The following is a 25,649-nucleotide window of genomic DNA, read 5'->3' on the forward strand; positions in this document are numbered from 1 at the left end:
TCAGAACTTGGTCCAATCAAAGAAATTCGCGAGCAACAGCGGTCGTAAGCACACTTCACACGTTGCCCTCGGCACGCAGAAACGTTAGCCTGTTTTATATTTGCTTCACAATTGCAGCAAACCGCGACGAATGGAGCGTGGGCATAAACCTCCAAAATGACTCCATTTTACAATAATTTTACATCCGGTTGGCTTGTCGTTATCAATTCTAGGTTACACTCTCTATGTAAGTTCAACCAAATTTCAATGGTTCTGGAGGAGATGGAGAGGATGAAAAGGTACGGCAACGCTACGAAGCTAATCATTGCACTTGCACTTACTGCTGGAATTACGACAGGCGGAATCTCGCCAGCCCAGGCAGCGAATGAGACGAAGCAGATAAAGAATGTGATTATCCTTATTCCTGACGGCATGCCTAGCGATGCTACGGCATTGGCCAGATGGTATAAGGGATCGGACCTCGCACTGGACGAAATTGCGAGCGGCCTGGTGCGCACTCATTCCGCTGATGCGCCGATTGCGGATTCGGCTCCGGCTGGAACAGCACTGGCCACCGGACACAAGTCGCATACCGGCTTCGTAGGAGTCTTGCCGGATGAAGCGACCATGCCGGGAGAGGATCCGATTGCACCCGGTGATGCCAGAAAGCCGGTAGCTTCGGTACTGGAGGCCGCCAGACTGGCAGGCAAGTCGACGGGCATTATTGCGACCTCGGAAATCATGCACGCTACTCCGGCGGATTTCACCTCCCATTATCCGAGCCGTAAAGAATATGATATTTTGAGCAAGCAGCAAGTATACAGCGGCGTCGACGTCGTGCTCGGCGGGGGAAGCAGCTACTTGTCTCCGGAAGGAAGAGCGGACGGCGACAATCTGATCGCTTCCATTAAGGCGCTCGGCTATGAATATGTCACAACGCCTGAAGCCATGGCGAAATCCAGTTCTTCGAAGCTGTGGGGCATGTTCTCCTCCAAGGCTATGGCTTATGATATGGACCGGAACCCTGCTGAACAGCCGAGTCTGGCAGAGATGACAGCCAAGGCAATTGAAGTATTGTCCAAGGACGAGGACGGCTTCTTCCTGATGATAGAAGGAAGTAAGGTCGACTGGGCAGCTCATGCCAACGACCCGATCGGTATCCTGAGCGATGTGCTTGCCTTTGATGATGCGGTTAAAACCGCTCTCGACTTTGCCAAGCAGGATGGCGAGACCGTTGTGGTTGCCGTGACTGACCATGGCAATGGCGGACTGACCATTGGCAACAGCTCGACCACCGGAACCTATGACACCGAGCCTCTCTCAACATTCATTGATCCGCTTAAACGGGCGAAGCTGACAGGAGAGGGATTGGAAGCCAAGCTGAACAGCGACCGCACCAATATTCAAGCTGTAATGGCAGAATACTTCGGAATTACAGACCTGAGCAACGAAGAGATTCAGGCCATTCGTGATGCGAAAGCCGGCAGTATGAATTACACGGTTGGACCGATGATCAGCAAGCGTTCGGGCATTGGCTGGACCACAGGCGGACATACTGGCGGGGATGTTGTTCTCTACGCATACTCCCCTACCAATGACCGTCCAAGCGGGGTAATCGACAATACGGATGTGGCCAAATACATGGCTCGTGTACTCGGTCTGGACCTTGACGCAGTATCCAGCCAATTGTTCGTACCAGCCAAGCAAGCTTTTGCCGCTAAGGGAGCGGAGGTTGTGCTTGACCTGAACGATGCCAAGAACCCGAAAGCGATCGTCACCAAAGGCAGCACGAAGCTGGAGCTGCAAATTCACAAAAATATCGCGATTCTGAACGGTGCCAAGAAGACGCTCAAGGGCGTTATCGTCTTTAATGGCTCGGATCTGTTCGTACCGCAGGATGCCGTCGATCTGATCAAGTAATCTCGATTACACCGGTTATTCCGATACAGGCACCCTTCGCTAACCCAGCGGGGGGTGTCTTTGCGTGCCCCAGAAGCCAAGTGCTATTTTGCAGAAAAATATAAGTAAAATATTTTACCTGATTTATTTACTTGGTTCCTGGAATAGTGTAACATGGTAATCGATATAGGAGGGATAACGTGGCTACGATCAAGCAGATAGCCGAGATGGCGAATGTGTCCATCGCAACGGTTTCCAGAGTGTTGAACAGCGATCCCAAGCTGTCGGTCACGGAAAAGACGAGGGAGCGCATTTTTGAAATCGCCGATCAGATCGGATACCGGAAAAAGACGGTTCAGCCGATGATCAAGAACATCGCTTTCCTTTATTGGTTCTCCGAAAAGGAGGAGCTGGAGGACGTATACTATAGATCGATCCGGCTCGAGGTCGAAAAGCAGGCGGCGGAGCGGAATATCGAGCTTATTACATACAAGATCAGCGACGGCATCGAGGCGATCCGTCCGGATATCGAGGGCTTCATCGCTGTAGGCCGGTTTTCCAGCCGCGAGCTGGATCGCCTGCATGAGCTGACGCCGAGCGGTGTATTCATCGACAGCGTACCGGATCCTGATCATTATGATGCGGTCAAGCCGGACTTGCGCTGGATCACCAGAAAGGCGATCGATTTCTATGTGGCAGGAGGGCACAAGAACATCGGGTTCATCGGCGGCGTCGATATCGATCCCGATACGAAGGAGGAGCGCATCGACGTGCGCGAGGAATCATTCAGGGATTACATGGATAAGCTGGGTTTGCTGAATGAGGCCTATATATTCCGCGGAAAGCATTTTTCCGTAAATGACGGGTATGAGCTCATGCACGAGGCGATCGGCAAGCTGGGGGATCGTCTTCCGACGGCCTTCTTCGTCGCTGCGGATCCGATAGCCGTAGGCTGTTTACAGGCCTTGAACGAACAAGAAATCTCGATTCCGGCCAGGGTCAGCGTATTGAGCATGAATAACATCAGTGTCACGAAATATGTATCGCCTCCATTAACTACTTTTCATATCGATATCTATGAACTGTGCAAGGATGCGATATCGCTGCTGCTGGAGAGGCTGATAGCCAAGCGAACCTTGGTTAAAACAATTTACTTGAACTCCGAATTAATAGTTAGAAAAAGCACAACCTGAATCCAGCCGAAGCTATCGGGAGGGCAGTCGAATCATCCATTCGCTGCCCTTTTTTCATTGGCGAAAAAGGATAAATCAACCAGCCTGTTTTTACTAATTTAACTTAAATATTTTATCTATTTTCGTTGATGTTTTACTGAAATAATGATAGTATTTGTTGATGTAAGCGCTAACTAATGTAACTATTTTTTGCACAGGGGGCAAAGAGATGAAAAGATGGGGATTACTTAGTTTGACATTGTTGCTGGTAAGCATGCTTGTACTGGCCGGGTGCGGAAACGGCTCGGGCAATACCGTGAATTCGGGCGGTGCTGCGAACGACGAAGAAGGCGGCGGAATCGAATGGAATGCGGAGACCAACGAGTACGTGATGGAAGAAGAAATTGCTACCGGACAAGTCCCGCTTAAAGTATGGGTGGAGTATGAGGATTATGGAAAGGCGCTGCAGGAGGACTTCGCCAAGAAGTATCCCGATGTAAAGGTCGAATATGAGATCGTTGCGAAGGTGGACAGCGTGGAACGCATGGCGCTTGATGGAGAAGCCGGAAAAGGCGCGGATGTCTTCATGACGAACCATGATGATTTGGCCAGTGCAATCGACAATGCAACAGCTGCTCCTATCGGAAATTATGATGCGCAGATCAAAGAACGGGTTTCCGAACAGTTCGTAAATGTCGTGAGCCGGGACGGACAAATGTACGGAGCGCCAATCTCTACGGAATCCATCGCTCTTTTCTACAATAAAACATTGCTGAAGCAGCTGACGGGAAGCGAAGAGCCGGCTGCGACCTGGGAGGAAATCAGCGAGCTCGCCCAAACCTATAACAATCCGGCCAAGAATCAGTGGACGATTCGTTTCCAGGCGGGTCAAATCTACTACTCGTATGCGGTCCTGTCTTCCTTGGGATGGCATCTGTACGCGGACGGAGACTTGGACAATCCGAACTTTGAAGCTCCGGAGCTGAAGGCGGGCCTTGAATACTATAAAGGGCTAAGAAGCATCTGGAATGTGAATTCCGCCGATGCAACCTACGACTCGATCGAGAACGAATTCATCAAGGGTCAGACGCCGTATGTCATAACCGGTCCATGGGTGTTCGCAGACTTTGATAAAGCTGCGGTGGAGAATGGATTTGAATATGGAGTTGCGAAGCTGCCTAAAGTGGCAGCAGGCGAAGACGCGGCATCCTTCTCGGGACTATCGGTGGCCGTGGTGTCCGGTTATACGAAATATCCTGCAGCTGCGAGAGTCTTTTTGAATTTCATGGCTTCGGATGAAGGCGCGGCCGCATTGTATCAATCGACGGGAGCCATCCCGGCCCTGGATGAAGAGCATGTGGTCAATGTGGAAGGGATTATCGGTAACGAGCATATCGCCGGAATCGTCGCCCAATCCGAAAATGCGGACCTCATGCCGCAAATCCCCGAGTATCTTTATACCTCCGGAGACTCGCTTTCGGTTAATGTATGGGACAACCTGTTGAGCGTCGAAGAAGCACAGCAAAAGGCGACGAAAGAGTATAACGAAATGCGGGCTTTGGTTGATTAATTCGATTAATCGGACAATGCTGGCTTCAGATAAGGGAGTGGAGAAGTGAACGGGACAGCAGATCGAAAAGCTCCGCTTTGGATAGTGGGTCTCTTCTCCTCCGTGATATGGGGAGCGGGACAACTGCTGAACAGGCAGTATCTCAAGGGTTTTATTTTCTTCTGTATATTCGCCGGAAGTATCGGTGTTGAATTTTTAACAGGGAACTATGGTTCCATGCAGAATGGATTTTCCTTTCGCGGGCATGGCGGATTCTTTCTGAAAGGGGTATGGGGGCTCATTACATTGGGCACCCAGCCCCGCAAGATGGGAGTCACGGGTCTGTCGGAAGGCGACCATTCGATTGTGCTGATGGTCAACGGAATTATTGCTGTTATGTTCCTTGCGATCTTGTTGTTTTTCTATATTTGGAATATTCGCGATGCTGTGAAGGTTAGAAGGACGATTCTGAGGACGGGAGCTTGGCAAAAATCATCAGAGTATTTTAAAGAGCTGTGGAGCTCCATGTATGCCTATATCATTCTGTCTCCTACCGTACTGCTGCTTCTGTTCGTCAGTCTGCTGCCGATCGTCTTCGGGATCTTGATCGCCTTTACGGATTACAGCAGAAACAATATTCCGCCGACAAAGCTGATTCATTGGGTGGGGCTGGACAATTTTATTACCGTCACCCAGGTATTCTCATGGATGCACACCTTCCTCGGCGTATTGAGCTGGACGATCGTCTGGGCGATTCTAGCGACAATAACGACGTATTTCCTGGGATTTTTCCAAGCGGTGATCATCAATAGTCCTCGGGTAAAATTCAAGAAGCTGTGGCGCAGTATTTATATTCTGCCCTGGGCGATTCCGGGCATGGTGTCTGCTCTGGTATTCAAATCGATGTTCAACGGACAGTTCGGGCCAATCAGCCAATTTCTGGTGGATATCGGTCTAACCTCCGAAAGAATCTATTGGTTTACGGATCCCAGCAATACGACGCTGGCCCGGGCTATGGCCCTCATCATCAATCTCTGGCTCGGTTTCCCTTATTTCATGGCCTTGATCGGAGGCACGTTGACGAATATCTCCGACAGCTATTACGAGGCGGCCCGCATTGACGGCGCAACATCGGGGCAGATGTTCTGGAACATCACCTTTCCGATTGTCTACAAAGCGACCGCGCCGCTGCTGACGATGGCCTTTGTGAGCAATTTCAATAATTTCGGAGTGATCTACTTCCTGACCGGAGGCGGTCCTGCGAATCCGGATTATAATTTTGCCGGCAGCACCGATCTGCTCATCACCTGGCTCTATAAACTGACTCTGGATAACCGGCTGTACAATATGGGAGCCGTTATGTCCATCATCGTCTTTTTCATTGTCGGAACGTTCTCACTATGGAATTTAAGGAAATCGAAAACCTTCGAGGAGCTATGATGGTATGAAGAACAAACGGAACAGCCCATCGGGGAAATGGAAGACGGCATTGATTTACTTGGAGCTGATCGTCATGGCCGTCATCATCATCTATCCCGTCACCTGGATTATCGGATCATCCTTCGGCAGCTCCAAAGGGCTAGCCAACGCTACGGCCATCCCTGCGAATCCGACCTTCAACAACTATAAGGACTTGTTAACCAATACGAAATTTCCCATTTGGTATATGAACACGTTAAAGGTCGCATTTGCCAATATGGTCTGCGGAGTGCTGCTATCAACTTTGGGCGCGTACGCGTTCTCCAGATTCAAATTCAAGGGGAAGAAGGCCAGCTTGTTGAGCATCTTGATTCTGCAAATGTTTCCGACCTTTCTGACCGCGATCGCGGTATATATGCTGTTCCTGAATTTCGGGTTATTGAACAGTCTGACCGGCCTGATCGTAGTCGGGGTCGCAGCGCAGCTACCGTATAACCTATGGCTTTTAAAAGGGTATTTAGACGGGATTCCGTCCAGCTTTGACGAAGCGGCGCTCATCGACGGCGCGTCCCGTACGCAGATATTTGCGCGGATTATCTTGCCGCTGGCGAGCCCGATGCTGACCTTCGTTGCGGTCACGCAGTTCGCTGCGCCGTGGATGGACTTTATTTTACCTAAACTGCTGATCTCCAGCGAAGAGAAAAAGACGGTCGCTATCGGTCTGTTTTCCATGATCAGTGACGAGACGAGAAACGAATTTACGCTGTTCGCGGCGGGCGCCGTACTGGTCGCTGTCCCGATTGCTATTTTGTATATCGCCCTGCAGAAATATTTGATCAATGGCCTTACGGCCGGCGGAGATAAAGGATAAAGAGTGAGGAGAGAAAACGATGGAGCAATTCTTTATGAAGGGCGCCGACATTTCGACGGTGAAAGAAGTTGAGGAGCTTGGCGGTGCATTTTATCTGGACGGGGAGAAGAAGGATCTCTTTGAAATTTTAAGTGTGAAGGGAATCAATACGGTTCGGCTCCGGTTGTGGGTCGATCCGTATGATGACAACAAAGAGCCTTATCTGGGCGGCACAAATGATTTGCAGATGACAATCGAATTGGCCAAGCGCGCGAAGAAGCACGGACTGCAATTCATGCTGGATTTTCATTACAGCGATTTCTGGGCGGATCCCAAGAAGCAGTCCAAGCCGAAGGCCTGGCGGGATTTGACCGGAAAGCAGCTTGAGGATGAGGTCTATCGCTATACGAAAGCAACCTTGGAAGCATTCAAGGAGCAGGATATTGGGCCGGAATATGTGCAGATCGGCAATGAGATTACGAACGGCATGCTCTGGCCTGACGGGAAGACGCCTTCTTATCTGTTCGAAGAGCGGAGGTTCCAGGAGGCGGCCCCGCAAGAAAAGAAGGATAGCTATGCCCGGCTTGCCCGGCTGCTGAAGGCAGGTGTGCGGGCGACTAGAGAAACGCTGCCGGCTCCAAGCGGCAAGGTGATCTTGCATCTGGATTTTGGCGGAGCCAATGACCTGTACCGGGGCTGGTTTGACGAGATCACCGCTCATGAAGTGGATTACGACATCATCGGATTGTCCTATTATCCGTTCTGGCACGGCACGCTGGAAGACCTGCGGCTCAACATGGAGGATATCAGCAAGCACTATAACAAGGATGTGCTTGTCGTAGAGACCTCGTACGGGTTTACCGGAGAGAAGCCGAAGGGCAGCGAAGCCATATTCACGGAGGATTTGGCCCGAATCGGAGGCTATCCTGCGTCTGTGGAAGGCCAGGCGGCATTTTTACGGGACTTGATGAAGACGATGAAGGGAATCTCAGGCGGCCGGGGACTGGGTATTGTCTATTGGGAACCAGCCTGGCTGCAAGTAGCCGGAACGAGCTGGGCCAGCTATGCCGGGATGAAATACGGCAACGACATGGGGGATATGGGGAATCACTGGTCTAACCAGGCGATGTTCGATTTTGACGGCAATGCGCTGGATTCGTTGAATGTGTTCAAAAACGGTGCGTCCGAGTAAGGAGCTAACTTTGCGATGACTAGAAGGTGGAAGACGATTCATCCCCGCGTAAAGGGGCTGCTGCATGGAGGAGACTACAATCCCGATCAATGGCTTGACTCTCCCGATGTGATCGATGAAGATTTTCGCTTGATGGAGCTGGCGCATGCCAATACGTTCTCCGTCAATATTTTCGGATGGAGCGCTATCGAGCCGGAGGAAGGCGTTTACCGCTTTGAGTGGCTGGACCGGATTATGGACCGGATTGCGGAGCGCGGCGGGCATGCTATTCTCGCGACGCCGAGCGGGGCCCGGCCGGCATGGCTCAGCGAGAAATATCCCGAGGTGCTTCGGGTAGGGGCGAATCGGGTCCGGAATTTGCATGGGCAAAGGCATAACCATTGCTATACCTCGCCGGTTTACCGGCAAAAGACGGCGCGGCTAAACCGCATGCTGGCCGAGAGATATAAGGATCACCCGGCACTCATCCTGTGGCATGTGTCCAATGAATATGGCGGCGAGTGCCACTGCGATTTGTGCCAAGAAGCGTTCCGAAATTGGCTCAAGCAGCAATATGACCATGACCTCGCCAAGCTGAACCATGCCTGGTGGACCGTATTCTGGAGCCATACGTTTTCGGAGTGGAGCCAGATCGAATCACCGGCGCCGCATGGGGAAGACCAGGTGCACGGGCTGAATCTGGACTGGAAAAGATTCGTGACGAGCCAAACGATTGGTTTCTACAACAACGAAGTCAAGCCGCTCAAGGAAATTACGCCGGATATCGAGGTCACCACGAATTTCATGGGCAGTTATCCTTTAATGAAGCCGGACACCGGACTCAATTACGAGGAATTCGCCAAGGCCGTCGATGTCGTCAGCTGGGATTCCTATCCGGCGTGGCACAATGATTGGCAGTCCACGGCTTCGCTGGCGAAAGACGTGGCTTTTGTGAACGATCTATACCGGTCGTTGAAGGATGGGCGGCCTTTCCTGATCATGGAGAGCACGCCAAGCCAGGTGAATTGGCATGAGATCAATAAGGCAAAGCGGGCGGGAATGCACAAGCTGTCCACGGTGCAATCCGTCGCGCACGGCTCGGACTCGATTCTGTATTTTCAATGGCGAAAGAGCCGCGGATCTTCGGAGAAATTTCATGGAGCGGTCATTGACCATGTCGGCCATGAACACACGAGAGTCTTTGCCGATGTGGCTGAAGTTGGGGACCTGCTGGGAAAATTGCCGGAGATTTCGGGAACCACGGTCAAGGCTGAAGTAGCCATAATGTTCGATTGGGAGACGGAATGGGCGCTTGCTGATGCCCAGGGCTTCGGCAAGAACAAGAAATATATCGATACTTGCCAGGAGCATTACCGGGTGTTCTGGGAAGCGGGAATCCCCGTTGATGTGATTACGCCTGACAAACCGGTAAATACCTATAAACTGGTCATTGCGCCGATGCTGTACATGATTCGTGAAGGGTTTGCGGAAAAAATGGAGCGATACGCTGAACAAGGCGGAACCTTCGTGACCACCTATATGAGCGGGATTGTTGACCGGCACGATCTTGTCTTCAGCGGGGGCTTTCCGGGGCCCTTGAAGCCGCTGCTGGGCATTTGGGCCGAGGAAGTGGACAGCCTGTATCCGAAGGAAGTCCGGCACCTCGTGACGAGCGAGGGTGTGCGCTACCAGTCGCATGACTATTGCGAATTAATTCATGCTGTTGACGCCGAGGTTCTCGCCCGGTTCGATTCCGACTTTTACGAGGGACAACCGGCGGTGACCGTTAACCGCAGGGGAGCAGGCCAGGCTTATTATATTGCTTCCCGCAATGAAGCGAGGTTTCATGACGACTTCTATGCCCGCTTGATGAAGGAGCTGAACATGGCTCCCCCGCATGCGATCCAATTTCCGAAGGGGGTCTCCGTACAGGCAAGAACTGATGGAGAGACGGATTATATTTTCGTGATGAATTTTACCGAGGAGCGCCAGACAGTAAAGCTGGATCAAGACTATCGGAATCTGGACTCGGGCCATTCGATTCGCGGTAATGTAGAATTGCAGCCATACGGTGTTCTTATTTTAAAGCCAATTTCATAATATAAGCTATTTCTGATTGAGGCACCCTTGTCATGGACATTGGAACGATACTTTCGTGTTAACCGATGCTGTGACAGGGGTGTTGTTGCTCCGGGCGGATTTCTCTCTGTAGTCTCTTCTGATATATAATATATGAAACAGATCATCGCGGCGATGTGATCGGGAGAGGAAGTGCGTCATGAGTCATTTGGGGAAAAAAGCGCTGATCATAGGAGCGACAGGTCTGGTTGGACGCGAATTGCTGACTGAATTGTTGAAGGATGAACAATATGATGCGGTTTATGCTATTGTCCGCAGACCGCTTACATTCAGTCATCCCAAGCTGAGAGAGGTCGTAAGCGACTTCGAACGATTGGAGGAGATTACCGAGGCTTATGCCGTCGAGGATGTATTTTGCTGTCTGGGGACGACGATCAAAAAGGCACGAACCCGCGAGGCGATGTACCGGATCGACGTAACCTATCCGCTGACGGTGGCGAAGCTGGCCAAAGAGCAGGGGGCTCGCCATTTCCTGGTAATCAGTTCTGCTGGCGCGGATGCCAAGTCAAAGATCTGGTATTCGAAGATGAAGGGAGAACTGGAGCAACAGCTTAAATCCATGGGCTATAAGGCGTTATCCATTCTCCAGCCCTCCTTGCTGCTTGGTGAACGTGAGGAGCACAGGCTCATGGAGAAGGTATCCGGAAATGTGGTTCGCGGCTTGTTCCAAGGGATCAAAAAGCCGGTGCCGGCGCAGCTTGGCATCAAAGCAGGGGTCGTAGCGCAGGCGATGCTGGCCATTGCTGCGGAGAACCCGGAGGGAACGATTACATACGGGGCCAAAGCGATTCATTCCTTGGGAAGTCAGAGGTAAATAAAAATACCCGGAAGGAGACTTTGCTATGTCCAATCAAGTGTTAAATCCATTGCCCAGAAAGAGCCCGGAGGAATTGGGGGTATCCCCTCTCAAAATCAGCGATTTTCTCAGTGAGATGCAGTCACATTCAATTGAGCTTCACAGCTTTATGCTGCTGCGGCATGGATGCGTTGCCGCAGAGGGCTGGTGGGCGCCCTATGAGCCGCAGCTTCCCCACATGCTGTTCTCGCTCAGTAAAAGCTTTACTTCCACAGCCATCGGAATAGCGGTACAGGAGGGAAAGCTTAGTGTGGAGGATCCGGTGATCTCCTTCTTCCCGGATGATTTGCCGAAGGAGGTCTCGCCGAATCTGGCAGCCATGCGCATTAAGCATTTGCTGATGATGGGTACAGGACATGCGGCAGATACGACGGACGAGCTTCATAGCTCTGCTGACGGGAACAGGGTGCGTGCGTTTCTGAAGCTTCCGGTGGAGCACGAGCCGGGTACCTTCTTCATGTACAATACGGGAGCGACCTATATGCTGTCGGCAATCTTGCAAAAGGCTGCCGGCGAGACCCTGCTGCAGTATTTAGAGCCAAGGCTGTTCAAGCCATTGGGGATTATGCATCCAACCTGGGAGAGCTGCCCGCGAGGAATCAATACCGGCGGATATGGTCTCAAGATTACTACGGAGGATATTGCCAAGTTTGGCCAGCTCTACTTGCAGAAGGGGATGTGGCAAGGTGAGCGCCTGCTGAGTCCGGCGTGGATCGAAGAGGCTACTTCCAAGCAGATTGAGAACGGAGCGGGCGGAGACAGCGACTGGGCGCATGGCTATGGCTATCAGTTTTGGCGTTGTCAACACGGGGTATATCGGGGAGACGGAGCGTTCGGCCAGTTCTGTATCGTTCTGGAGGACCTGGATGCCGTTACTGCCATTACAGCTGGCACCAACGATCTTCAAGGCGTGCTTAATGGTGTATGGAGCCATCTGTTGGGTGCGTTCGGGATGGCGGGTGAACCCGATTCCGTAGTCGCCAAGGCATCGAGCGAAGAGTTAAGACATCAGCTCGAAGAGCTTCGGCTGGACCCGCCAAGAAAAGCTCCGAAGCCTGAGCCGAACACCGGGCACGGAACCCCATGCTATCGCCTGGAAGAAAATGAATTTGGCATAAAGCAGCTTCAAATTACCTTTGGGGATAATGTTGCTGTGTTGGATATTACAAACGAACAGGGCGAGCATCGGATTGAGTTGGGCGAGCAGGAGTGGAAGCCTCGGGTACACCTCGTTATTTGGAGTCCATGAGCGAATCGCGGCTTCCTTTATCCGGGAATCTCCCGAGAGGCTTGTCTTGACCCTTCGCCGGATCGAGACGCCGTTCTTTATCACGATTGACATCCGGAGCCTGGAGCGGGAAGTAGAGCTTCAGTTGAAGATTAATGTTTCTTTCGACAACCGTGTACCAGAGCCGATAAAGGGAACTATAATTGCATAGGGATATGGCATAGAGATATCAAAAAAATTAAATTCTAGAGAATCAAGGACTTTCATATATTCAAAAGAGATGTTATGATAGGACATATCAATCGACTCCAAAGGGGAGTAGCTGCTACAGTAAAGTCGTCATTACGGGATATGATCCTCGGCTTTATTGGCAACGTTACGTTGTTAGCGAGACCTTTGCCTATTGAGGCAAAGGTCTTTTTTATGGGCCTTTACCGAATAGGTAAAGGCCTTTTTGATATAGAAGATTGATTATACTACATTGGACAGGAGTGTTAGCATGGATTTATCTATCTTTATGGAGTACAGTTGGGTATTGATTGTACTGATCGTGCTTGAGGGACTGCTGGCGGCAGACAATGCGCTTGTACTGGCGATTATGGTGAAGCATTTGCCTGATGCAGAACGTAAAAAAGCACTGTTCTACGGGTTGGCCGGAGCATTTGTGTTCCGCTTGCTCTCGTTGTTTGTTATCTCGTTCCTGGTGAACGTATGGCAGGTTCAAGCGATTGGGGCTCTCTACCTGTTCTTTATTTCCCTGAATCATATTATTCGCAAGGTATTCATCAAGAAAGCCACGCCTGCAGAGAACGTGGTAATGGACGAAGTGAGAGAACCGAAAAAGGCAAGCTTCTGGATGACGGTACTAAAAGTAGAGTTAGCCGACATCGCCTTTGCAGTTGACTCCATTCTCGCAGCCGTAGCCTTGGCCGTGGTTCTGCCGGATACGCCATTGCCTAGCATTGGCGGAATGGATGGAGGACAATTCCTCGTCGTATTCCTCGGCGGATTTATCGGACTGATCATTATGCGCTTCGCGGCGAATTTGTTTGTAGGCCTTCTGCATCGTAAACCGGGTCTGGAAATTGCCGCTTTTGTCATCGTGGGCTGGGTAGGTGTAAAGCTGGCCGTGTATACTCTCTCTCATCCGGCTCTTGCGATTATTCCAGAGAGCTTTGCGAAGAGCACCGGCTGGAAGTTGACGTTCTACATTGTACTGGTATCTATTGCCTTGATTGGCTGGTTCCTGTCCAAGGACAAGGAAGAGCATGAGAAGGTACAAGACGTGCTCGAGACTCATGGGGTGAAGGAGCAGGCCTAATCATCAGGGTCCTTATCCCCTACAAATAAATGATGAAGTCAGGGCGTCCCAAAAGTGATCATAAGATGACATCATAATGATTGGGGGCACCCTCTTTCATTTTGTCAAAAAAAAGGAACCGTTCTCTGGGAAAATGGAGGCATCACCCAACCATAAACCAAGGAGACGGTTTCTTTGTACATTCGAACATTTGATATAGCAGGGATCAACTCTGTTTCCCAATATAAGCCATGCGGTACCTTGGATCAAAGGGAAGGAAGTAGTTGGTCTAACGGACATCATGTCTCCTTACGGTCCGCTTTTGGATGAGCCAGAATTGTAACGGACATTTTGGTCGCTAAGAGAGTGGAATGGAGTGAACCAGAGTCGTTTGAGCGTCCTAAGCGCCCGAAATGTCCGTTACCCTTCAAACTAATGAGAATAAGTCTGCTAAGAGTCTAGAATGTCCGTTAGCGAGTTGAAAATATCCGGCAGCGAGCAGGCATGTGGTCTTCTTTCATTCGCAGGCATACATGATGACTTTGGTAAGCATTTTAGGATGGTAGCTGTCTTCGTCCTCCTCCGGGATAAGCCACGTTGAAGATAGGTCGTCGAGACGATTCACGGCGGCGTTACGAGGTGATTGGTGGGGATGTCATCCTCTAAATCTTTGCGTAAATGTTTGGGTGGTACCTTCATTTTACCAAAGAGTGGTTTCTGTTTGTTTTACGAGAAAAGGGCGCCCCTCGGTCACCTGCGATGACTTTGGGACGCCCTTTTTATATTCACCGCGGCAATGATTTGCATGCTTTCGATAGGATTAGTGGTTTATTCTTGGCTCTTGACAGTAGAAGCATTTGTTATATAATTCATGTTATATAACATCCGATATTAATAAAGTAAGGAGGGGATGATCATGCCGCCAAAACCGAAGATTAGCCGTGAAGACATGTTAATGGGCGCGCTTGATCTGGTGCGTGAGCAAGGCTGGGATGCACTAAATGCCCGGAATCTGGCCTCGCGGCTTGGTTGTTCAACGCAGCCGATCTTCAGCCACTTTGCTGCGATGGAGGATTTGAAGGCAGCCGTCTTTCAGGAAGCAGAGCAGCTTTATAACACAGTAATGTGGTCCGGTCTACAGGATAGCGGAGAGGATTTCCTTGGCATGGGGATGGCTTATATCGATTTTGCGCGTACCGAGCCGCAATTATTCCAATTGCTGTTTATGTCCAGTTCTATGGTCCAAGGAGACCTTGCAGGCCTTGCAGGGACGACTGAGGGAGATGACCAGGTGATTGCCTTTCTCAGCAGTAATACCGGGCTCTCACTTGATGAAACGCAAAAACTGTATACGACGCTCTGGTTTGCTGTGCATGGCATAGCTTCTTTGCTGGCAACGAACGGATGCAAGCTTGACGAGCAGGAGGCAAGAAATGTATTGCGTCACACCTTCAAAGGCGTAATTTATTCTTTGAAACAGGAACGGGAGGATGTCCATTGATGAAAATATTCAAAAATCCATATTGGCCAGCTATTGGAGTGGCTGTGCTATGTACCTTCTTTACAGCACTGGGATCAGCTATCGCAGAAATAACGGGGGCCGAGGAAGCTGCGGCCTATTTGATCATGGCAGGAGGTGTTGCCGTATCAGCGCTTCTGGGGCTGCTTATCATGAAACGGTCAGGGAACGCAATGAGACAGTACGGATTTCGTCTTCCCGATCGAAACGGCATAGGGCAAGTGTGGATGTATGTGCCTCTATTACTTCTTGAGCTTGCCCCGATCTTGATCTACGGGCTCCATTTTAATAAACAACCTATCATATACGTTGTATTGCTCCTGTTCACGCTCCTAGTAGGGTTTAACGAAGAATTGTACTTTCGTGGATTGGTGTTCGGTTGCCTTAACCGGATCAGCACAAAGACTGCAATCATCGGCTCCTCGGTCATTTTTGGAGTTCTGCATGCAGTGACTGCGCTGAGCGGAAAGAATATGTGGCTCGTGCTTTTGCAAGTCGGCTTTGCCTTTCTCGCCGGGCTGGTGCTGGTGCAAATCCTTGTTCTTACGAAGAGCTTGTGGCCGGGGATCCTGTGGCATATTGTACATAACTTTCTCTCCTTCTCAACGGAAGATGTGTTTGACGAGAAGGCCATTCTAGTTGTCAGTGTGCAAGTGATTCTTTTGCTTGTATATGCAATCGGGATGGGCATAAGCCTATCGAAACGGCAAGCACTGGAACAGCCAGTAACATTGGGATGATTCAGCGAAGGCTGGATGGGGCTCGTCCCCGGAACTGCCTGAAGGCGCGATTGAAGGTGCGGACATTCGTAAATCCGCATTCCAGCGCGATATCGAGCATGGTAAGCTCCGTTGTCCGGATAAGCTCCTCGGCCTTGTCTATCCGGATACTGTTGAGATAAGCGGTCAGGCTCATGCCGGTGGTGCTTTTAAAGGTCCTGGAAAAATGATATACGCTCATGTGTGCCTGACGTGCAGCTTCCTCCAGCGGAACAGGCCTGAAGCATTGGGCTTCCAGATAGTCAAGCACCTCTCGCATAGCCTGTCGCCCGCTGCCGAGTCGCTTATTCTTGTGCGGATCTATCGGCTCCGTGGGAGCGAATCGCAGAATTAACCCGCCGAGCTCGTAAAGAAGTCCTACCAGCAGGGTGTCGTAGTATTTGGGCTTCTCAATCATTTCTGCCAGCATCCGTTCAATTAGAATGGCGGCTTGAGCGGTTAGCTTTTCCCGAGACCCGCCGGGTTCTTCCGCATTCGTGATTACGGGAGAGACAAGATGAACATCGCCCGGCCATCCGCTGGGGCTGCCTATAAGCCTAGGATTAAAGATGACAAGAATAATCTCGGATTCCAGGTCCCTGCCATCGTAATAGTGAATGTCTCCGCTGCTGCACACGGCCAGGTCACCCGCCTTCAGCAGCCAGTTCTCCGAATTGATTCCCACCCGGATTTCGCCCTTTTTTACATAAATTAATTCCACATCGTTGTGCCAATGAGCCAGAAATGAAAAGTTATGCAGTTGCAGCACACTGATCGGCAGGTCGCTGCCATAGTGTCGTTTCTCGTGATAAGCCTTCATTTGCCCATCCCCTGTCCGCTGATGTGCCCGAAATAAAATACTCAAGACTAAAATAGCAATAAATGTCCGATTAAGCAATGGAAATGACGAGCCTGCAGGCTCTTAACAGCTTACAATCGGAGTATGCAGATTGGAAAATCACTGCTGAGAGTGATGGGAAGGGGCAGACAGACATATGGCAAAGAAAGCATTGATCGTACAAGGCGGATGGGACGGCCACGAACCGGTTCAGGTTGCGGAGAGATTCGCCCGTTTGCTAGCCGGTGAAGGCTTTGAAGTAGAAGTCTCGGATACATTGGACCGCTTTAAAAATGAGGAGGATTTGAAAAGCCACAATCTAATCGTTCCTATCTGGACGATGGGGGAGATCACGGAAGAGCAGCTTAAGCCTGTGCTGCGTGCAGTGGAGTCCGGCGTAGGGATTGCCGGCTGTCACGGAGGGATGTGCGATTCGTTCCGCACCTCAGTGGAATGGCAATTTATGACCGGAGCTCAGTGGGTGGCTCATCCGTTTAATGATGGAGTGGAGTATGAGGTGAACCTGGTCAAGAACAGCTCCAGCCCGATTGTAGAAGGTATCCAGGACTTTGTAGTGAAGTCCGAGCAATATTATCTCCACGTGGACCCGTGTGTTGATGTGTTGGCAACAACCTCGTTTGCGATTAGCGAGGGTCCCCATTCGGCAAACGGAGTGATCAAAATGCCGGTCGTCTATACCAAGAAATGGGGACAAGGCCGCGTATTCTACAACTCGCTGGGTCATCATGCAGATGTGTTTGATATCCCCGAGGCCATTGAATTAATGCGCAGAGGATTTCTATGGGCTGCAAGATAAGAGGATAAGAGCAGCGCTTACTCCTAATAAATCAGATGACAGGCAGATAGCCTGAACTAAGCTAAAGGTGGGACAGCTCTTGAAGAAGGTTAAAGTAGGGATCGTAGGCTGCGGTAATATCAGCGGGATTTATATGCAGAATCTTTCAACTATGTTTGCGAATACCGAGGTCTTTGCTTGTGCAGACACCGTGCGTGAACGGGCGGAGGCGGCCGCTGAAAAATACGAAATTCCTCATGTATGGACAACAGAGGAGTTGCTTGCATCGCCTGAGATAGAGATTGTGGTGAACCTGACAACACCGATCGGCCATTATGAGATTTGCAAGTCGGCATTGCTCCATGACAAGCATGTATACGTAGAGAAGCCGTTGTCTCTGTCGCTGGAGCATGGGGAAGAGTTGACCAGGCTGGCTAGGGAAAAAGGGCTGATGCTCGGGTGTGCTCCCGATACCTTTCTGGGGGCCGGGCTTCAGACCTGCCGAAAGCTGATTGACGACGGCTTCATCGGAGACCCGGTAGCCGCAACAGCCTTTATGCTTAACCATGGACATGAGGGATGGCATCCGGATCCTGAGTTTTATTATCAGGAAGGCGGCGGCCCGATGTTCGATATGGGCCCTTACTATTTGACTGCATTAGTGTCCTTGCTAGGCCCGGTAAAGACCGTCTGCGGCATGGCTAAGAAGTCCTTCCCGCAGCGGACAATTACCAGCGCACCGAAATTCGGGCAGACCATTGATGTCGAAGTACCTACGCATGTGGCAGGCACGCTTGAATTTATCTCAGGACCGGTAGCAACGATGATTACAAGCTTCGATGTATGGGACAGCACATTGCCAAGAATTGAAATTTACGGCTCAAGAGGAACATTGATCGTTCCTGATCCGAATACATTTGGCGGACCTATTTTGTTCAAGCCGGCAGGCGGAGAAGGCTTCGCCGAAATTCCGGTTTTGCATAGCCATGCCATGAACAGCCGGGGAATTGGCGTAGCGGATATGGCTGCTTGCATGACCAGCGGAAATACACATCGGGCAAACGGAGAACTGGCGAACCATGTCCTTGAGATCATGCATGCCTTCCATACCAGCTCGGAGAGCAAGCGCTATGCGGAGCTCGTTACAAGCTGTGAACGTCCGCGTCCACTGGCTCCGGGACTCATTCAAGGTATTGTGGATTAACCTGAGCAAGCCCCATGTACGGCAGCGCCAGAGCTTGGGGCTCAATTCGGAAGCCTCGCTTCGGCAGAATTTAACATCGCTGCAATGGACTGCTCATATTTCATGATTTTTTGTTGAGAGGTCTGTATTTGCTTCAGAGTATCCACAATAACCGCAAGCTCAGCCTTGGCGGCAGGTGCATCACCTTGCTTGACGGCTGCTTTGTACCGCTTATTCGCTTCTGTCTTGCTCTTGTTCAATGCTGTAATTTGTTGATTTTCTGCGGTGATTTGCTTCTTAATGGCAGGAACACGGATGATCGCATCCTTTACAAGCTTAGCTTTGGCGGCTGTATGCTTCTTGGCGGATGAATATGCCTCTTGCTTTTGCTTGATGCTTTGCCGGGCGGAGGCTGCTTCAGCCTTGATACGGTTTCGCTTGAGGTCGTAGAGAAGAACTGTCTTGTTGTCTTTGTTCTTCCTTGCTTCGCTTGCCTTCTTTCCAAGGGTAGTATACTCCGCTAGAAGAGGAGCGTGCTTCTGACGAATCGAATCGGCTTCGGCCTTCAGGCGATCCAGATAAATCTTGTCGATCAACTTGACTTGGGTGTTTATGGATTTGAGTCTCTCATTGTTTTCTTTCCGGAGGAGCTGAATTTGTTGCTTTGCTGCTTTGTTAGAGGACTCCAGAGATTGAGATGAATCGTACAGCTTATCAATGCTTGTAATTGCTTCGTCCCATGAGGAGGAGACGGCCGCATAGGAAGGAAAGGCACCCGCAAAGGAAAGAACCAAGCTCAGAAGCACAGAGCAAATAACGGCTCGAGTAAGGCAATTTTTAAAGAGGGAATAGGACATAGAATGTCAGCTCCTTTAGAGAAAAAGCAAAAAAGCACCTGCAAGATAGGCCAGTAGGCCATCCTGCGAGGTGCTTCTCTCGCTTTTCGCTTATTTTATAAACAATATACAAAAACAAAATGAAATTGTCAACCATAAAACGAACGTAGGTTCTTATTTATTAGGGAGAAATGATCAAACCTGACCGTCCCATTCAAGATAGAACCGTTCGACATATTGCTCCATATAGCGATGCCGCTCTTGGGCGATAGCCTTTGCCGAAGCTGTAATCATAAGATCCTTAAGCTTAAGCAGCTTTTCATAAAAATGATTGATCGCGGTTGTTTTCCCATTTCTGTATTCCTCGGCAGACATCGATTCCCGCGGCGGCAAGCCCGGATCATAAATCGGATGCCCCTTCCAGCCTGCATATTGAAATGCTCTTGCAATCGCAATAGCGCCGATCGCATCAAGGCGGTCCGCATCCTGAACCACACGGCCTTCTAACGTGCGTACAGGCGGGTTCGTTCCGGCATTATAGGACATCGTAGAAATAATCTCGATAATATGCTCCGTATCTTCCGCCTGAAGCTGTTGGCCCTCCAGCCAGCTGCGTACTTTAAGAAGTCCGCTTTCCTTGGAGTCGTTTAGCTTCTCATCGGCCACATCATGCAAAAGGGCCGCTACAGTACATATAAAGGGATCGGCTCCTTCCTCCTGGGCCAAACGCCGGGCCATCTGCACAACGCGATGGATATGCCACCAATCATGACCGCTGGTGTCGTGCTCTAATTCGGCTTTGCAAAAGCGTTCTGCTTCAAGAATTAGAAGGTTTTGTTCGTCGGTTAGCTTCATTAGTAAAATCACACATCCTTGTCTGGTATAGATAAATCGAAGCGGCCAATCGAGTATCACAAGCTTATTCTAACATGTATACCTGTATTACAATTCCATATATTCCACTACAAATTGAGGGATTGACAAATCAGAGAAGTGGACGTAAAGTTTTAATAGCAAAAATGATAATGATTATCACTATCACAAAAACGAAGATTAAAGGGGACATAGTAATGAAAAGATGGTTATTACCTTTGCTCGTCGTTGTTGTTATGGCATTGAGCGCCTGCGGCAACACTGCGAACAATAATTCCGCAGCAGGAGCCAACAATTCCGCTTCCGAGGCCAACGTGAGCGCAGATAACGGCGGGTCGGCCAATGCAAGCTCAAGTACAAATAGCTCTGCCAACGAAAGCAGCACGGATACCATCACTTACCAATCCGAAAACGGCCCGATTGAGGTGCCCGCGAACCCTCAGCGCGTAGTCATGCTTTCAGGCCATGCGGGTAGCTTGCTGAAGCTGGGCGTGCCTATTGCCGGGACGGATTCCTGGGCTAAGGCAAACCCTAACTTTAAAGATCAGCTTCAAGATGTTCCGGAGGTATCTGTGGAAAACATCGAGAGTATTTTGAACGTCAAGCCTGACCTGATTATTGCCAGCACAGACATTCAGAATGCCGATAAATTAAAGCAGATCGCCCCGCTGGTTACCTATACTTACAATAAAGTGGATTATCTGACTCAGGTTCTGGAGATCGGTAAGGCAGTGAACAAGGAAGCGGAGGCGGCTGCCTGGGTTGCTGATTTCAAGGAACGCGCCCGGAAGGCGGGAGAAGAGATTAAAGCCAAGATTGGTGCTGACAGCACGATTTCCATCATCGAGGGAGATTCAAAGGCACTGTACACCTTCGGGGATGCTTGGGGACGCGGCACAGAGATCGTATATCAAGCCATGGGTCTGAAAATGCCGGATAAAGTTAAGGAAATGACAGCTGAAGCGGGTTATTATGATCTGTCTTTGGAGGTCCTGCCGGAATATATGGGCGATTACGTCATTTACAGTAAAGATTCGAACGCGGATGCTTCCTTCCAGGAAACCAGTACCTATAAAAATATCCCGGCCGTCAAAAATAATCGAGTCTTTGAGGTCGAGGCTACCGGATTCTATTTCAATGATGCTCTGTCGCTGGACTACCAGCTCGATTTCATCACACAATCGCTGCTTGGATCCAACTAATCCATTTTGGGACATGGATGAAGAAGGAACGCCTATGCGTTCCTTTTTTGCAGATTGAATTAGGAACGGATGGTTGAAATGATAAACAAGTCACGACAAAAAACAAATCTATCCTTTACGCTTAAGCTGCTGATCAGTCTGGCATTGCTAGCGGCGATGTTCGCGCTGTCGATTATGCTCGGTGCGAAAAATGTCTCACTGGCGGATGTCTGGAGTGCGATCGCGAATCCGAATGCCACAGGGGATGATATTTCCATCATCCGCGAGCTGCGTCTGCCCCGGGAGGTTGCCGCTATTCTGGTGGGCTCGGCGTTGGCCGCAGCCGGGGCTATTATGCAAGGCCTGACGCGCAACCCGCTGGCTGACCCCGGATTGCTGGGCTTAACCTCCGGTGCAAACGCGGCCTTGGCCGTTACCTTCGCCTTTTTACCGGCTGTCGGGTATTTCGGCACAATGATCGCTTGCTTTATTGGCGCGGCCCTTGGAGCTATGCTGGTGTTCGGCATTTCCGCCCTTCGGCGGCAGAAGTTGTCGCCGCTGCGCATGGTGCTGGCCGGTTCGGCCGTATCAGCTCTGCTCTCGGCATTTGCGGATGGCGTTGCCCTCAAGTTCAAAATTTCCAAAAGTGTCACGATGTGGACCTCGGGCGGGTTGATCGGTACGACATGGGGGCAGATCGAGACGATTGCACCGGTGGTCGGAGCCGGGCTTATTGCAGCTGTTGTCTTATCCCGGCAGCTGACGATTCTCAGCATGAATGAAGGGACAGCGGTCGGTCTTGGTCTGAAAACAACGCAGATCAAAATGATTCTGTATGTGGTGATCACACTGCTCGCCGGCGCGGCGGTGGCGCTTGTCGGTAATCTGGCGTTTATCGGGCTGATGATCCCGCATCTCGTGCGCAAATTTGCCGGAACAGATTATCGCACCATCCTGCCGCTTTCCGTCATTACAGGAGGCACCTTCATGCTGTTCGCCGATTTGCTCGGGCGGATGATCAACGCTCCTTATGAGGTGTCGGTCGCCGCCATTGTGGCCGTACTCGGATTGCCTTTCTTTCTGTTCATTGTTCGTAAAGGGGGGCGCTCTTTATCATGAAAATGATCCGCTCGCTTCGCAAACAGCAGGTCGTTCTTGCTTTGCTGGTTCTTCTAATGCTGGTGACCATTCTGGTTGGTCTCAGCGTCGGGGCCTCGCCGGTTTCCATTAACCGCCTGCTCCCGACCATATTGGGACACGGATCCTTTGAGGACAACTTTGTTCTGTTCTCGGTCCGACTGCCTCGCATTCTGATCACGATGCTGTCAGGGATGGCACTTGCTTTGTCAGGAGCTGTGCTTCAAGGCATTACCCGCAACGAGCTGGCTGATCCGGGGATTATCGGTATTAATTCCGGTGCCGGGGTCGGAGTGACCGTGTATTTCCTGTTTGCACCGATTAACGTAGAGACCTTCGCTTATGTCATTCCGCTGATAGCCTTTGCCGGTGCTTTGATTACAGCGGTATTGATCTATGTATTTTCCTACACCCGTGGAGAAGGCGTTCAGCCGATTCGGCTGGTACTGGTTGGTGTCGGCTTCTCGATGGCTCTATCGGGGCTGATGATCGTCCTTATTTCTTCTGTGGACCGGGAAAAGGTTGATTTTATCGCCAAGTGGCTCGCCGGCAATGTATGGGGTACGGACTGGCCGTTTGTGCTGGCCCTGCTGCCTTGGCTGATTATCCTCGTGCCTTATGTGCTGCTCAAATCCAGGGAGCTGAATTTGCTCGCTATGAGCGAGTCGACGGCAATCGGCACCGGGGTTGTGGTTAATAAAGACCGGATTCTGCTCATGCTGGCTGCCGTTGCTTTGGCTGCTTCGGCGGTTTCGGTTACAGGCGGCATTGCCTTTATCGGCCTGATGGCGCCGCATATCGCCCGGGCCCTGGTTGGCCCCAGACATCAGCAATTTGTGCCGGTATCCATTCTGATCGGAGGCTGGCTGTTGCTGCTCGCCGATACGATCGGCCGCAATCTGGTGCAGCCGAGCGGGATTGCGGCCGGAATTATGGTAGCCTTCATCGGGGCTCCGTACTTCTTATATCTGCTGTTAAAAGAAGAACGCCAAAGCGGAATCTGAAGCTATATAAGTTGAACTAAAGATTGTACACTGAAGGCAACGTGTGAAGTGTGCTTACGATCGCTGTTGTTCGCGGATTTCTCTAATTGAACGAAGATATTATAAGGTAGAAATCCACTCACAAAGGCGAACACTTACGAGCTTATGCTCCCGAAGCAGCTTTCCTGCAGAAAGCTTTCACTACAGCACACTTCACACTTATGCCCTTTCTGTGCATTTTTCTAGTTCAACTTATTAGTAGTAAAGCACACGATCAGGGGCCTGGAACAGGGTTCTAGTCATTGGTGCACAAAATAATAAGTACTCATTATATAAGAGGACGACTGTAGGCGAGTCGTCCTAATTCTCTATTACCGTATTCTAACTAATATTGTATGATTGCGGTAGTTGAGTTGCTAGTTCATTTAGGGAAGGTTTTGTTCAATGTCAATTAAAATAACTGAGCACTTTTTATTAGAGAAGGATATACGGATGAAGATAACGACTCCTAGCTAGAATGGGATAGCTCCGTTGGCACCTTTAACAGAACACCACCAAAACTTGTGGCAGTCACTTGGGCGTACCTTAGTCCCGGTTGAATGCCACTTGTTGTCACTGCGGTGGTAGCGAACAGGAACCGTAGCGAAGGCGCGGCGGAGCAAGCGGAACTGCCACCACAGTGACAGAAGGTAGCAGCAGGCGGCAGTGAAGTGACAACGAGAGAAACATAATAATAAATAGTCAATCCTCTTAAAAGCTAAGCGCTCCGTTTTGCACCTTACAGGAGTTGTGGCTGAATATTTTTTTTTTGGTGTTGTTTGCAATCAAATTGCAGATTCATTCCTCAGCGAGAGCGGGACAAACCGCTAAAAACGCTCGAAGCAATCATAATTCCTTTGTCTATAGATTTTGCCATCCTTGAAGTCGAAGAGGCAGCAGAAAAACGCTTTGAGCCGCTGCCCAGTCTTAAACACACCAGCATCCGCTCCGACCTCGGCCGTCCAAATCACTTCTGTGATCAGGGTCTCTCCTGCTTCGTAAACCCGCTGAATATCGTACTTCTGTTCTTTCAAAAGTTTTTTTCCATTAGGTATTCGCTGCATGAGTACTTCAAAGTTGCTTACAACCACACCGGGAGTAATAAAATTCGGGAATTCGGTTTGTTCGATTTCTGGATGAAGTAAAGACTTGAAGTCAGACTCGGAGATACTAAAAGTTTCAATCAACTCAAAAAATCGCTTCACTGTCTCCAACTTCATGCGAGCACCTTCTTTAACTTTTTTGTACTTCCAATATTAGTATATCATTCCATCACCATCAGGTTTATAACAGAAGTATGATTTTTGCCCTCTTGTTTGCAAGCTGTTGAACGAGAACGCCAAAAAGGGCTGCAACAGCCTGTCTCCCGGCAACCTGTCATAGCCCTTAACCCGCGTACAACGCGGCTTACGCCTTGCCCTCTTCCCCCGTCGCAACCGGATTGTCGGGATAAGAAATCCAATCGCTCCAGCTGCCTGCATAGCGCTTCGCCTGCGGGTAGCTGAGCAGGTGCAGCGCGAGGAGGTTTGGGCAGGCGCTGACGCTGGAGCCGTAGTAGACGATCACTTCACGTCCGGTATCCGGCCAGCAGGTCCTTCAAGTACCGATTGACTGCGCCGGGAATATGATGGGCTTGAGCGTCAATCGGTCCGTGGATTCCCGCGAGACGCGAACGAAGCGTCGCTGGAATCCACGAGGAGCATGCCGGGCAGGCCTAGCGCCCGGCCAATCTCTGCGTCCGCAAGCAGATCGCTGCGGACGCTTGGCGTGAACGACGCCGGCACGACCATGTGCCGGGTGTCGTTCACAGGGAAGCCGCCTGCGGTCCAGGCGGCGAACCCCCCGTCCATGACCGTGACCAGGTCATGGCCTAGCCAGCGCAGCAGCGCCCATAGGCGTGCTGCGCTCCTGCCGTCCGAGTCGTCGTAGACTACGACCCGGACG

Annotated in this window: 23 protein-coding genes; 17 read left to right on the top strand and 6 right to left on the bottom strand. The window is 50.6% G+C overall.

The window, feature by feature from the left end; genetic code table 11:
• Window positions 1-270 precede the first annotated feature (270 nt).
• The 12 genes from TX85_RS00200 (at window position 271) to TX85_RS00260 (ending at window position 15,821) form a co-directional block, all read left to right on the top strand.
• Window positions 271-1,899: an alkaline phosphatase gene (locus tag TX85_RS00200; protein WP_199558813.1), complete on the top strand. Its 1,629-nt coding sequence runs from the start codon at window positions 271-273 to the stop codon at window positions 1,897-1,899.
• A gap of 179 nt (window positions 1,900-2,078) precedes the next feature.
• Window positions 2,079-3,071: a LacI family DNA-binding transcriptional regulator gene (locus TX85_RS00205; protein ID WP_044477152.1), complete on the top strand. Its 993-nt coding sequence runs from the start codon at window positions 2,079-2,081 to the stop codon at window positions 3,069-3,071.
• Window positions 3,072-3,279: 208 nt separating this feature from the next.
• Complete coding sequence (locus TX85_RS00210) at window positions 3,280-4,620, top strand: extracellular solute-binding protein (protein ID WP_044477153.1); 1,341 nt, start codon at window positions 3,280-3,282, stop codon at window positions 4,618-4,620.
• A 45-nt stretch (window positions 4,621-4,665) separates the two neighbouring features.
• Complete coding sequence (locus TX85_RS00215; protein ID WP_101781114.1) at window positions 4,666-6,039, top strand: carbohydrate ABC transporter permease; 1,374 nt, start codon at window positions 4,666-4,668, stop codon at window positions 6,037-6,039.
• A 4-nt stretch (window positions 6,040-6,043) separates the two neighbouring features.
• The gene (locus TX85_RS00220; RefSeq protein WP_044477154.1) at window positions 6,044-6,889 is read left to right on the top strand and encodes a sugar ABC transporter permease; all 846 of its coding nucleotides are present in this window, start codon (window positions 6,044-6,046) and stop codon (window positions 6,887-6,889) included.
• Window positions 6,890-6,908: 19 nt separating this feature from the next.
• The gene (locus tag TX85_RS00225) at window positions 6,909-8,060 is read left to right on the top strand and encodes a glycoside hydrolase family 53 protein (RefSeq protein ID WP_044477155.1); all 1,152 of its coding nucleotides are present in this window, start codon (window positions 6,909-6,911) and stop codon (window positions 8,058-8,060) included.
• A 15-nt stretch (window positions 8,061-8,075) separates the two neighbouring features.
• A complete protein-coding gene (locus TX85_RS00230) occupies window positions 8,076-10,139 on the top strand; it encodes a beta-galactosidase (RefSeq protein ID WP_044477156.1) in 2,064 nt (687 codons plus the stop codon).
• A 178-nt stretch (window positions 10,140-10,317) separates the two neighbouring features.
• Window positions 10,318-10,992 (top strand): oxidoreductase, encoded by a 675-nt coding sequence (locus TX85_RS00235; protein WP_044477157.1) that lies wholly within the window; start codon window positions 10,318-10,320, stop codon window positions 10,990-10,992.
• A gap of 28 nt (window positions 10,993-11,020) precedes the next feature.
• Entirely contained in the window at window positions 11,021-12,283 is a 1,263-nt protein-coding gene (locus TX85_RS00240) for a serine hydrolase domain-containing protein (protein ID WP_081671596.1), read from the top strand.
• A 478-nt stretch (window positions 12,284-12,761) separates the two neighbouring features.
• Window positions 12,762-13,583, top strand: a complete 822-nt coding sequence (locus TX85_RS00250; protein WP_044477159.1) for a TerC family protein — start codon at window positions 12,762-12,764, stop codon at window positions 13,581-13,583.
• A gap of 895 nt (window positions 13,584-14,478) precedes the next feature.
• A complete protein-coding gene (locus tag TX85_RS00255; protein WP_049894731.1) occupies window positions 14,479-15,063 on the top strand; it encodes a TetR/AcrR family transcriptional regulator in 585 nt (194 codons plus the stop codon).
• Window positions 15,063-15,821 carry a CPBP family intramembrane glutamic endopeptidase gene (locus TX85_RS00260; protein ID WP_044477161.1) on the top strand — a complete coding sequence of 253 codons (759 nt, stop codon included), beginning with the start codon at window positions 15,063-15,065 and terminating at the stop codon, window positions 15,819-15,821. The genes TX85_RS00255 and TX85_RS00260 overlap by 1 nt, the downstream gene beginning before the upstream one ends.
• 1 nt (window position 15,822) lies before the next feature.
• On the opposite strand, the gene TX85_RS00265 is transcribed toward TX85_RS00260, so the two are convergent.
• Window positions 15,823-16,659 carry a helix-turn-helix domain-containing protein gene (locus tag TX85_RS00265; protein WP_044477162.1) on the bottom strand — a complete coding sequence of 279 codons (837 nt, stop codon included), beginning with the start codon at window positions 16,657-16,659 and terminating at the stop codon, window positions 15,823-15,825.
• Window positions 16,660-16,834: 175 nt separating this feature from the next.
• Between TX85_RS00265 and TX85_RS00270 the strand changes: the two genes are divergently transcribed.
• Complete coding sequence (locus TX85_RS00270; RefSeq protein ID WP_044477164.1) at window positions 16,835-17,494, top strand: ThuA domain-containing protein; 660 nt, start codon at window positions 16,835-16,837, stop codon at window positions 17,492-17,494.
• Between the two features lie 79 nt (window positions 17,495-17,573).
• On the top strand, window positions 17,574-18,677 hold the full coding sequence (locus tag TX85_RS00275; protein ID WP_071784141.1) for a Gfo/Idh/MocA family protein: 1,104 nt from the start codon (window positions 17,574-17,576) through the stop codon (window positions 18,675-18,677).
• 41 nt (window positions 18,678-18,718) lie between these two features.
• Here TX85_RS00275 and TX85_RS00280 read toward each other — a convergent pair whose 3' ends face one another.
• Together TX85_RS00280 and TX85_RS00285 are read right to left on the bottom strand one after the other, a co-directional pair.
• Window positions 18,719-19,513 carry a hypothetical protein gene (locus TX85_RS00280; protein WP_044477165.1) on the bottom strand — a complete coding sequence of 265 codons (795 nt, stop codon included), beginning with the start codon at window positions 19,511-19,513 and terminating at the stop codon, window positions 18,719-18,721.
• A gap of 174 nt (window positions 19,514-19,687) precedes the next feature.
• Window positions 19,688-20,347 carry an HD domain-containing protein gene (locus TX85_RS00285; protein WP_044477166.1) on the bottom strand — a complete coding sequence of 220 codons (660 nt, stop codon included), beginning with the start codon at window positions 20,345-20,347 and terminating at the stop codon, window positions 19,688-19,690.
• A 215-nt stretch (window positions 20,348-20,562) separates the two neighbouring features.
• On the opposite strand from TX85_RS00285, the gene TX85_RS00290 reads away from it, so the two are divergent.
• The 3 genes from TX85_RS00290 to TX85_RS00300 all read left to right on the top strand — a co-directional run bounded on the left by TX85_RS00290 (window position 20,563) and on the right by TX85_RS00300 (window position 23,687).
• A complete protein-coding gene (locus tag TX85_RS00290) occupies window positions 20,563-21,567 on the top strand; it encodes an iron-hydroxamate ABC transporter substrate-binding protein (protein ID WP_044477167.1) in 1,005 nt (334 codons plus the stop codon).
• 78 nt (window positions 21,568-21,645) lie between these two features.
• Entirely contained in the window at window positions 21,646-22,665 is a 1,020-nt protein-coding gene (locus TX85_RS00295; RefSeq protein ID WP_081671598.1) for a FecCD family ABC transporter permease, read from the top strand.
• Window positions 22,666-22,667: 2 nt separating this feature from the next.
• Complete coding sequence (locus TX85_RS00300) at window positions 22,668-23,687, top strand: FecCD family ABC transporter permease (protein WP_081671717.1); 1,020 nt, start codon at window positions 22,668-22,670, stop codon at window positions 23,685-23,687.
• 845 nt (window positions 23,688-24,532) lie between these two features.
• Here TX85_RS00300 and TX85_RS00305 read toward each other — a convergent pair.
• The 3 genes from TX85_RS00305 to TX85_RS28025 all read right to left on the bottom strand — a co-directional run.
• Complete coding sequence (locus tag TX85_RS00305; RefSeq protein WP_049894733.1) at window positions 24,533-24,925, bottom strand: nuclear transport factor 2 family protein; 393 nt, start codon at window positions 24,923-24,925, stop codon at window positions 24,533-24,535.
• Between the two features lie 187 nt (window positions 24,926-25,112).
• A complete protein-coding gene (locus TX85_RS28020; protein WP_316244858.1) occupies window positions 25,113-25,271 on the bottom strand; it encodes a hypothetical protein in 159 nt (52 codons plus the stop codon).
• Between the two features lie 74 nt (window positions 25,272-25,345).
• Window positions 25,346-25,649 (bottom strand): sulfurtransferase (locus tag TX85_RS28025; RefSeq protein ID WP_316244859.1); only part of this gene is annotated, 304 nt, incomplete at its 5' end.

The organism is Paenibacillus antibioticophila (genome assembly GCF_000455265.1).
GTDB lineage: Bacteria > Bacillota > Bacilli > Paenibacillales > Paenibacillaceae > Fontibacillus > Fontibacillus antibioticophila.

Excerpts from the sequence above, each read along its gene's own strand:
- TX85_RS00200 (WP_199558813.1), top strand. The coding sequence starts at position 271 with ATGAAAAGGTACGGCAACGCTACGAAGCTAATCATTGCACTTGCACTT.
- TX85_RS00290 (WP_044477167.1), top strand. The coding sequence starts at position 20,563 with ATGAAAAGATGGTTATTACCTTTGCTCGTCGTTGTTGTTATGGCATTG.
- TX85_RS00285 (WP_044477166.1), bottom strand. The coding sequence starts at position 20,347 with ATGAAGCTAACCGACGAACAAAACCTTCTAATTCTTGAAGCAGAACGC.
- TX85_RS00240 (WP_081671596.1), top strand. The coding sequence starts at position 11,021 with ATGTCCAATCAAGTGTTAAATCCATTGCCCAGAAAGAGCCCGGAGGAA.
- TX85_RS00230 (WP_044477156.1), top strand. The coding sequence starts at position 8,076 with ATGACTAGAAGGTGGAAGACGATTCATCCCCGCGTAAAGGGGCTGCTG.
- TX85_RS00300 (WP_081671717.1), top strand. The coding sequence starts at position 22,668 with ATGATCCGCTCGCTTCGCAAACAGCAGGTCGTTCTTGCTTTGCTGGTT.
- TX85_RS00225 (WP_044477155.1), top strand. The coding sequence starts at position 6,909 with ATGGAGCAATTCTTTATGAAGGGCGCCGACATTTCGACGGTGAAAGAA.
- TX85_RS00280 (WP_044477165.1), bottom strand. The coding sequence starts at position 19,513 with ATGTCCTATTCCCTCTTTAAAAATTGCCTTACTCGAGCCGTTATTTGC.
- TX85_RS00235 (WP_044477157.1), top strand. The coding sequence starts at position 10,318 with ATGAGTCATTTGGGGAAAAAAGCGCTGATCATAGGAGCGACAGGTCTG.
- TX85_RS00220 (WP_044477154.1), top strand. The coding sequence starts at position 6,044 with ATGAAGAACAAACGGAACAGCCCATCGGGGAAATGGAAGACGGCATTG.
- TX85_RS00270 (WP_044477164.1), top strand. The coding sequence starts at position 16,835 with ATGGCAAAGAAAGCATTGATCGTACAAGGCGGATGGGACGGCCACGAA.
- TX85_RS00295 (WP_081671598.1), top strand. The coding sequence starts at position 21,646 with ATGATAAACAAGTCACGACAAAAAACAAATCTATCCTTTACGCTTAAG.
- TX85_RS00255 (WP_049894731.1), top strand. The coding sequence starts at position 14,479 with ATGCCGCCAAAACCGAAGATTAGCCGTGAAGACATGTTAATGGGCGCG.
- TX85_RS00305 (WP_049894733.1), bottom strand. The coding sequence starts at position 24,925 with ATGAAGTTGGAGACAGTGAAGCGATTTTTTGAGTTGATTGAAACTTTT.
- TX85_RS00265 (WP_044477162.1), bottom strand. The coding sequence starts at position 16,659 with ATGAAGGCTTATCACGAGAAACGACACTATGGCAGCGACCTGCCGATC.
- TX85_RS00260 (WP_044477161.1), top strand. The coding sequence starts at position 15,063 with ATGAAAATATTCAAAAATCCATATTGGCCAGCTATTGGAGTGGCTGTG.
- TX85_RS00210 (WP_044477153.1), top strand. The coding sequence starts at position 3,280 with ATGAAAAGATGGGGATTACTTAGTTTGACATTGTTGCTGGTAAGCATG.
- TX85_RS00250 (WP_044477159.1), top strand. The coding sequence starts at position 12,762 with ATGGATTTATCTATCTTTATGGAGTACAGTTGGGTATTGATTGTACTG.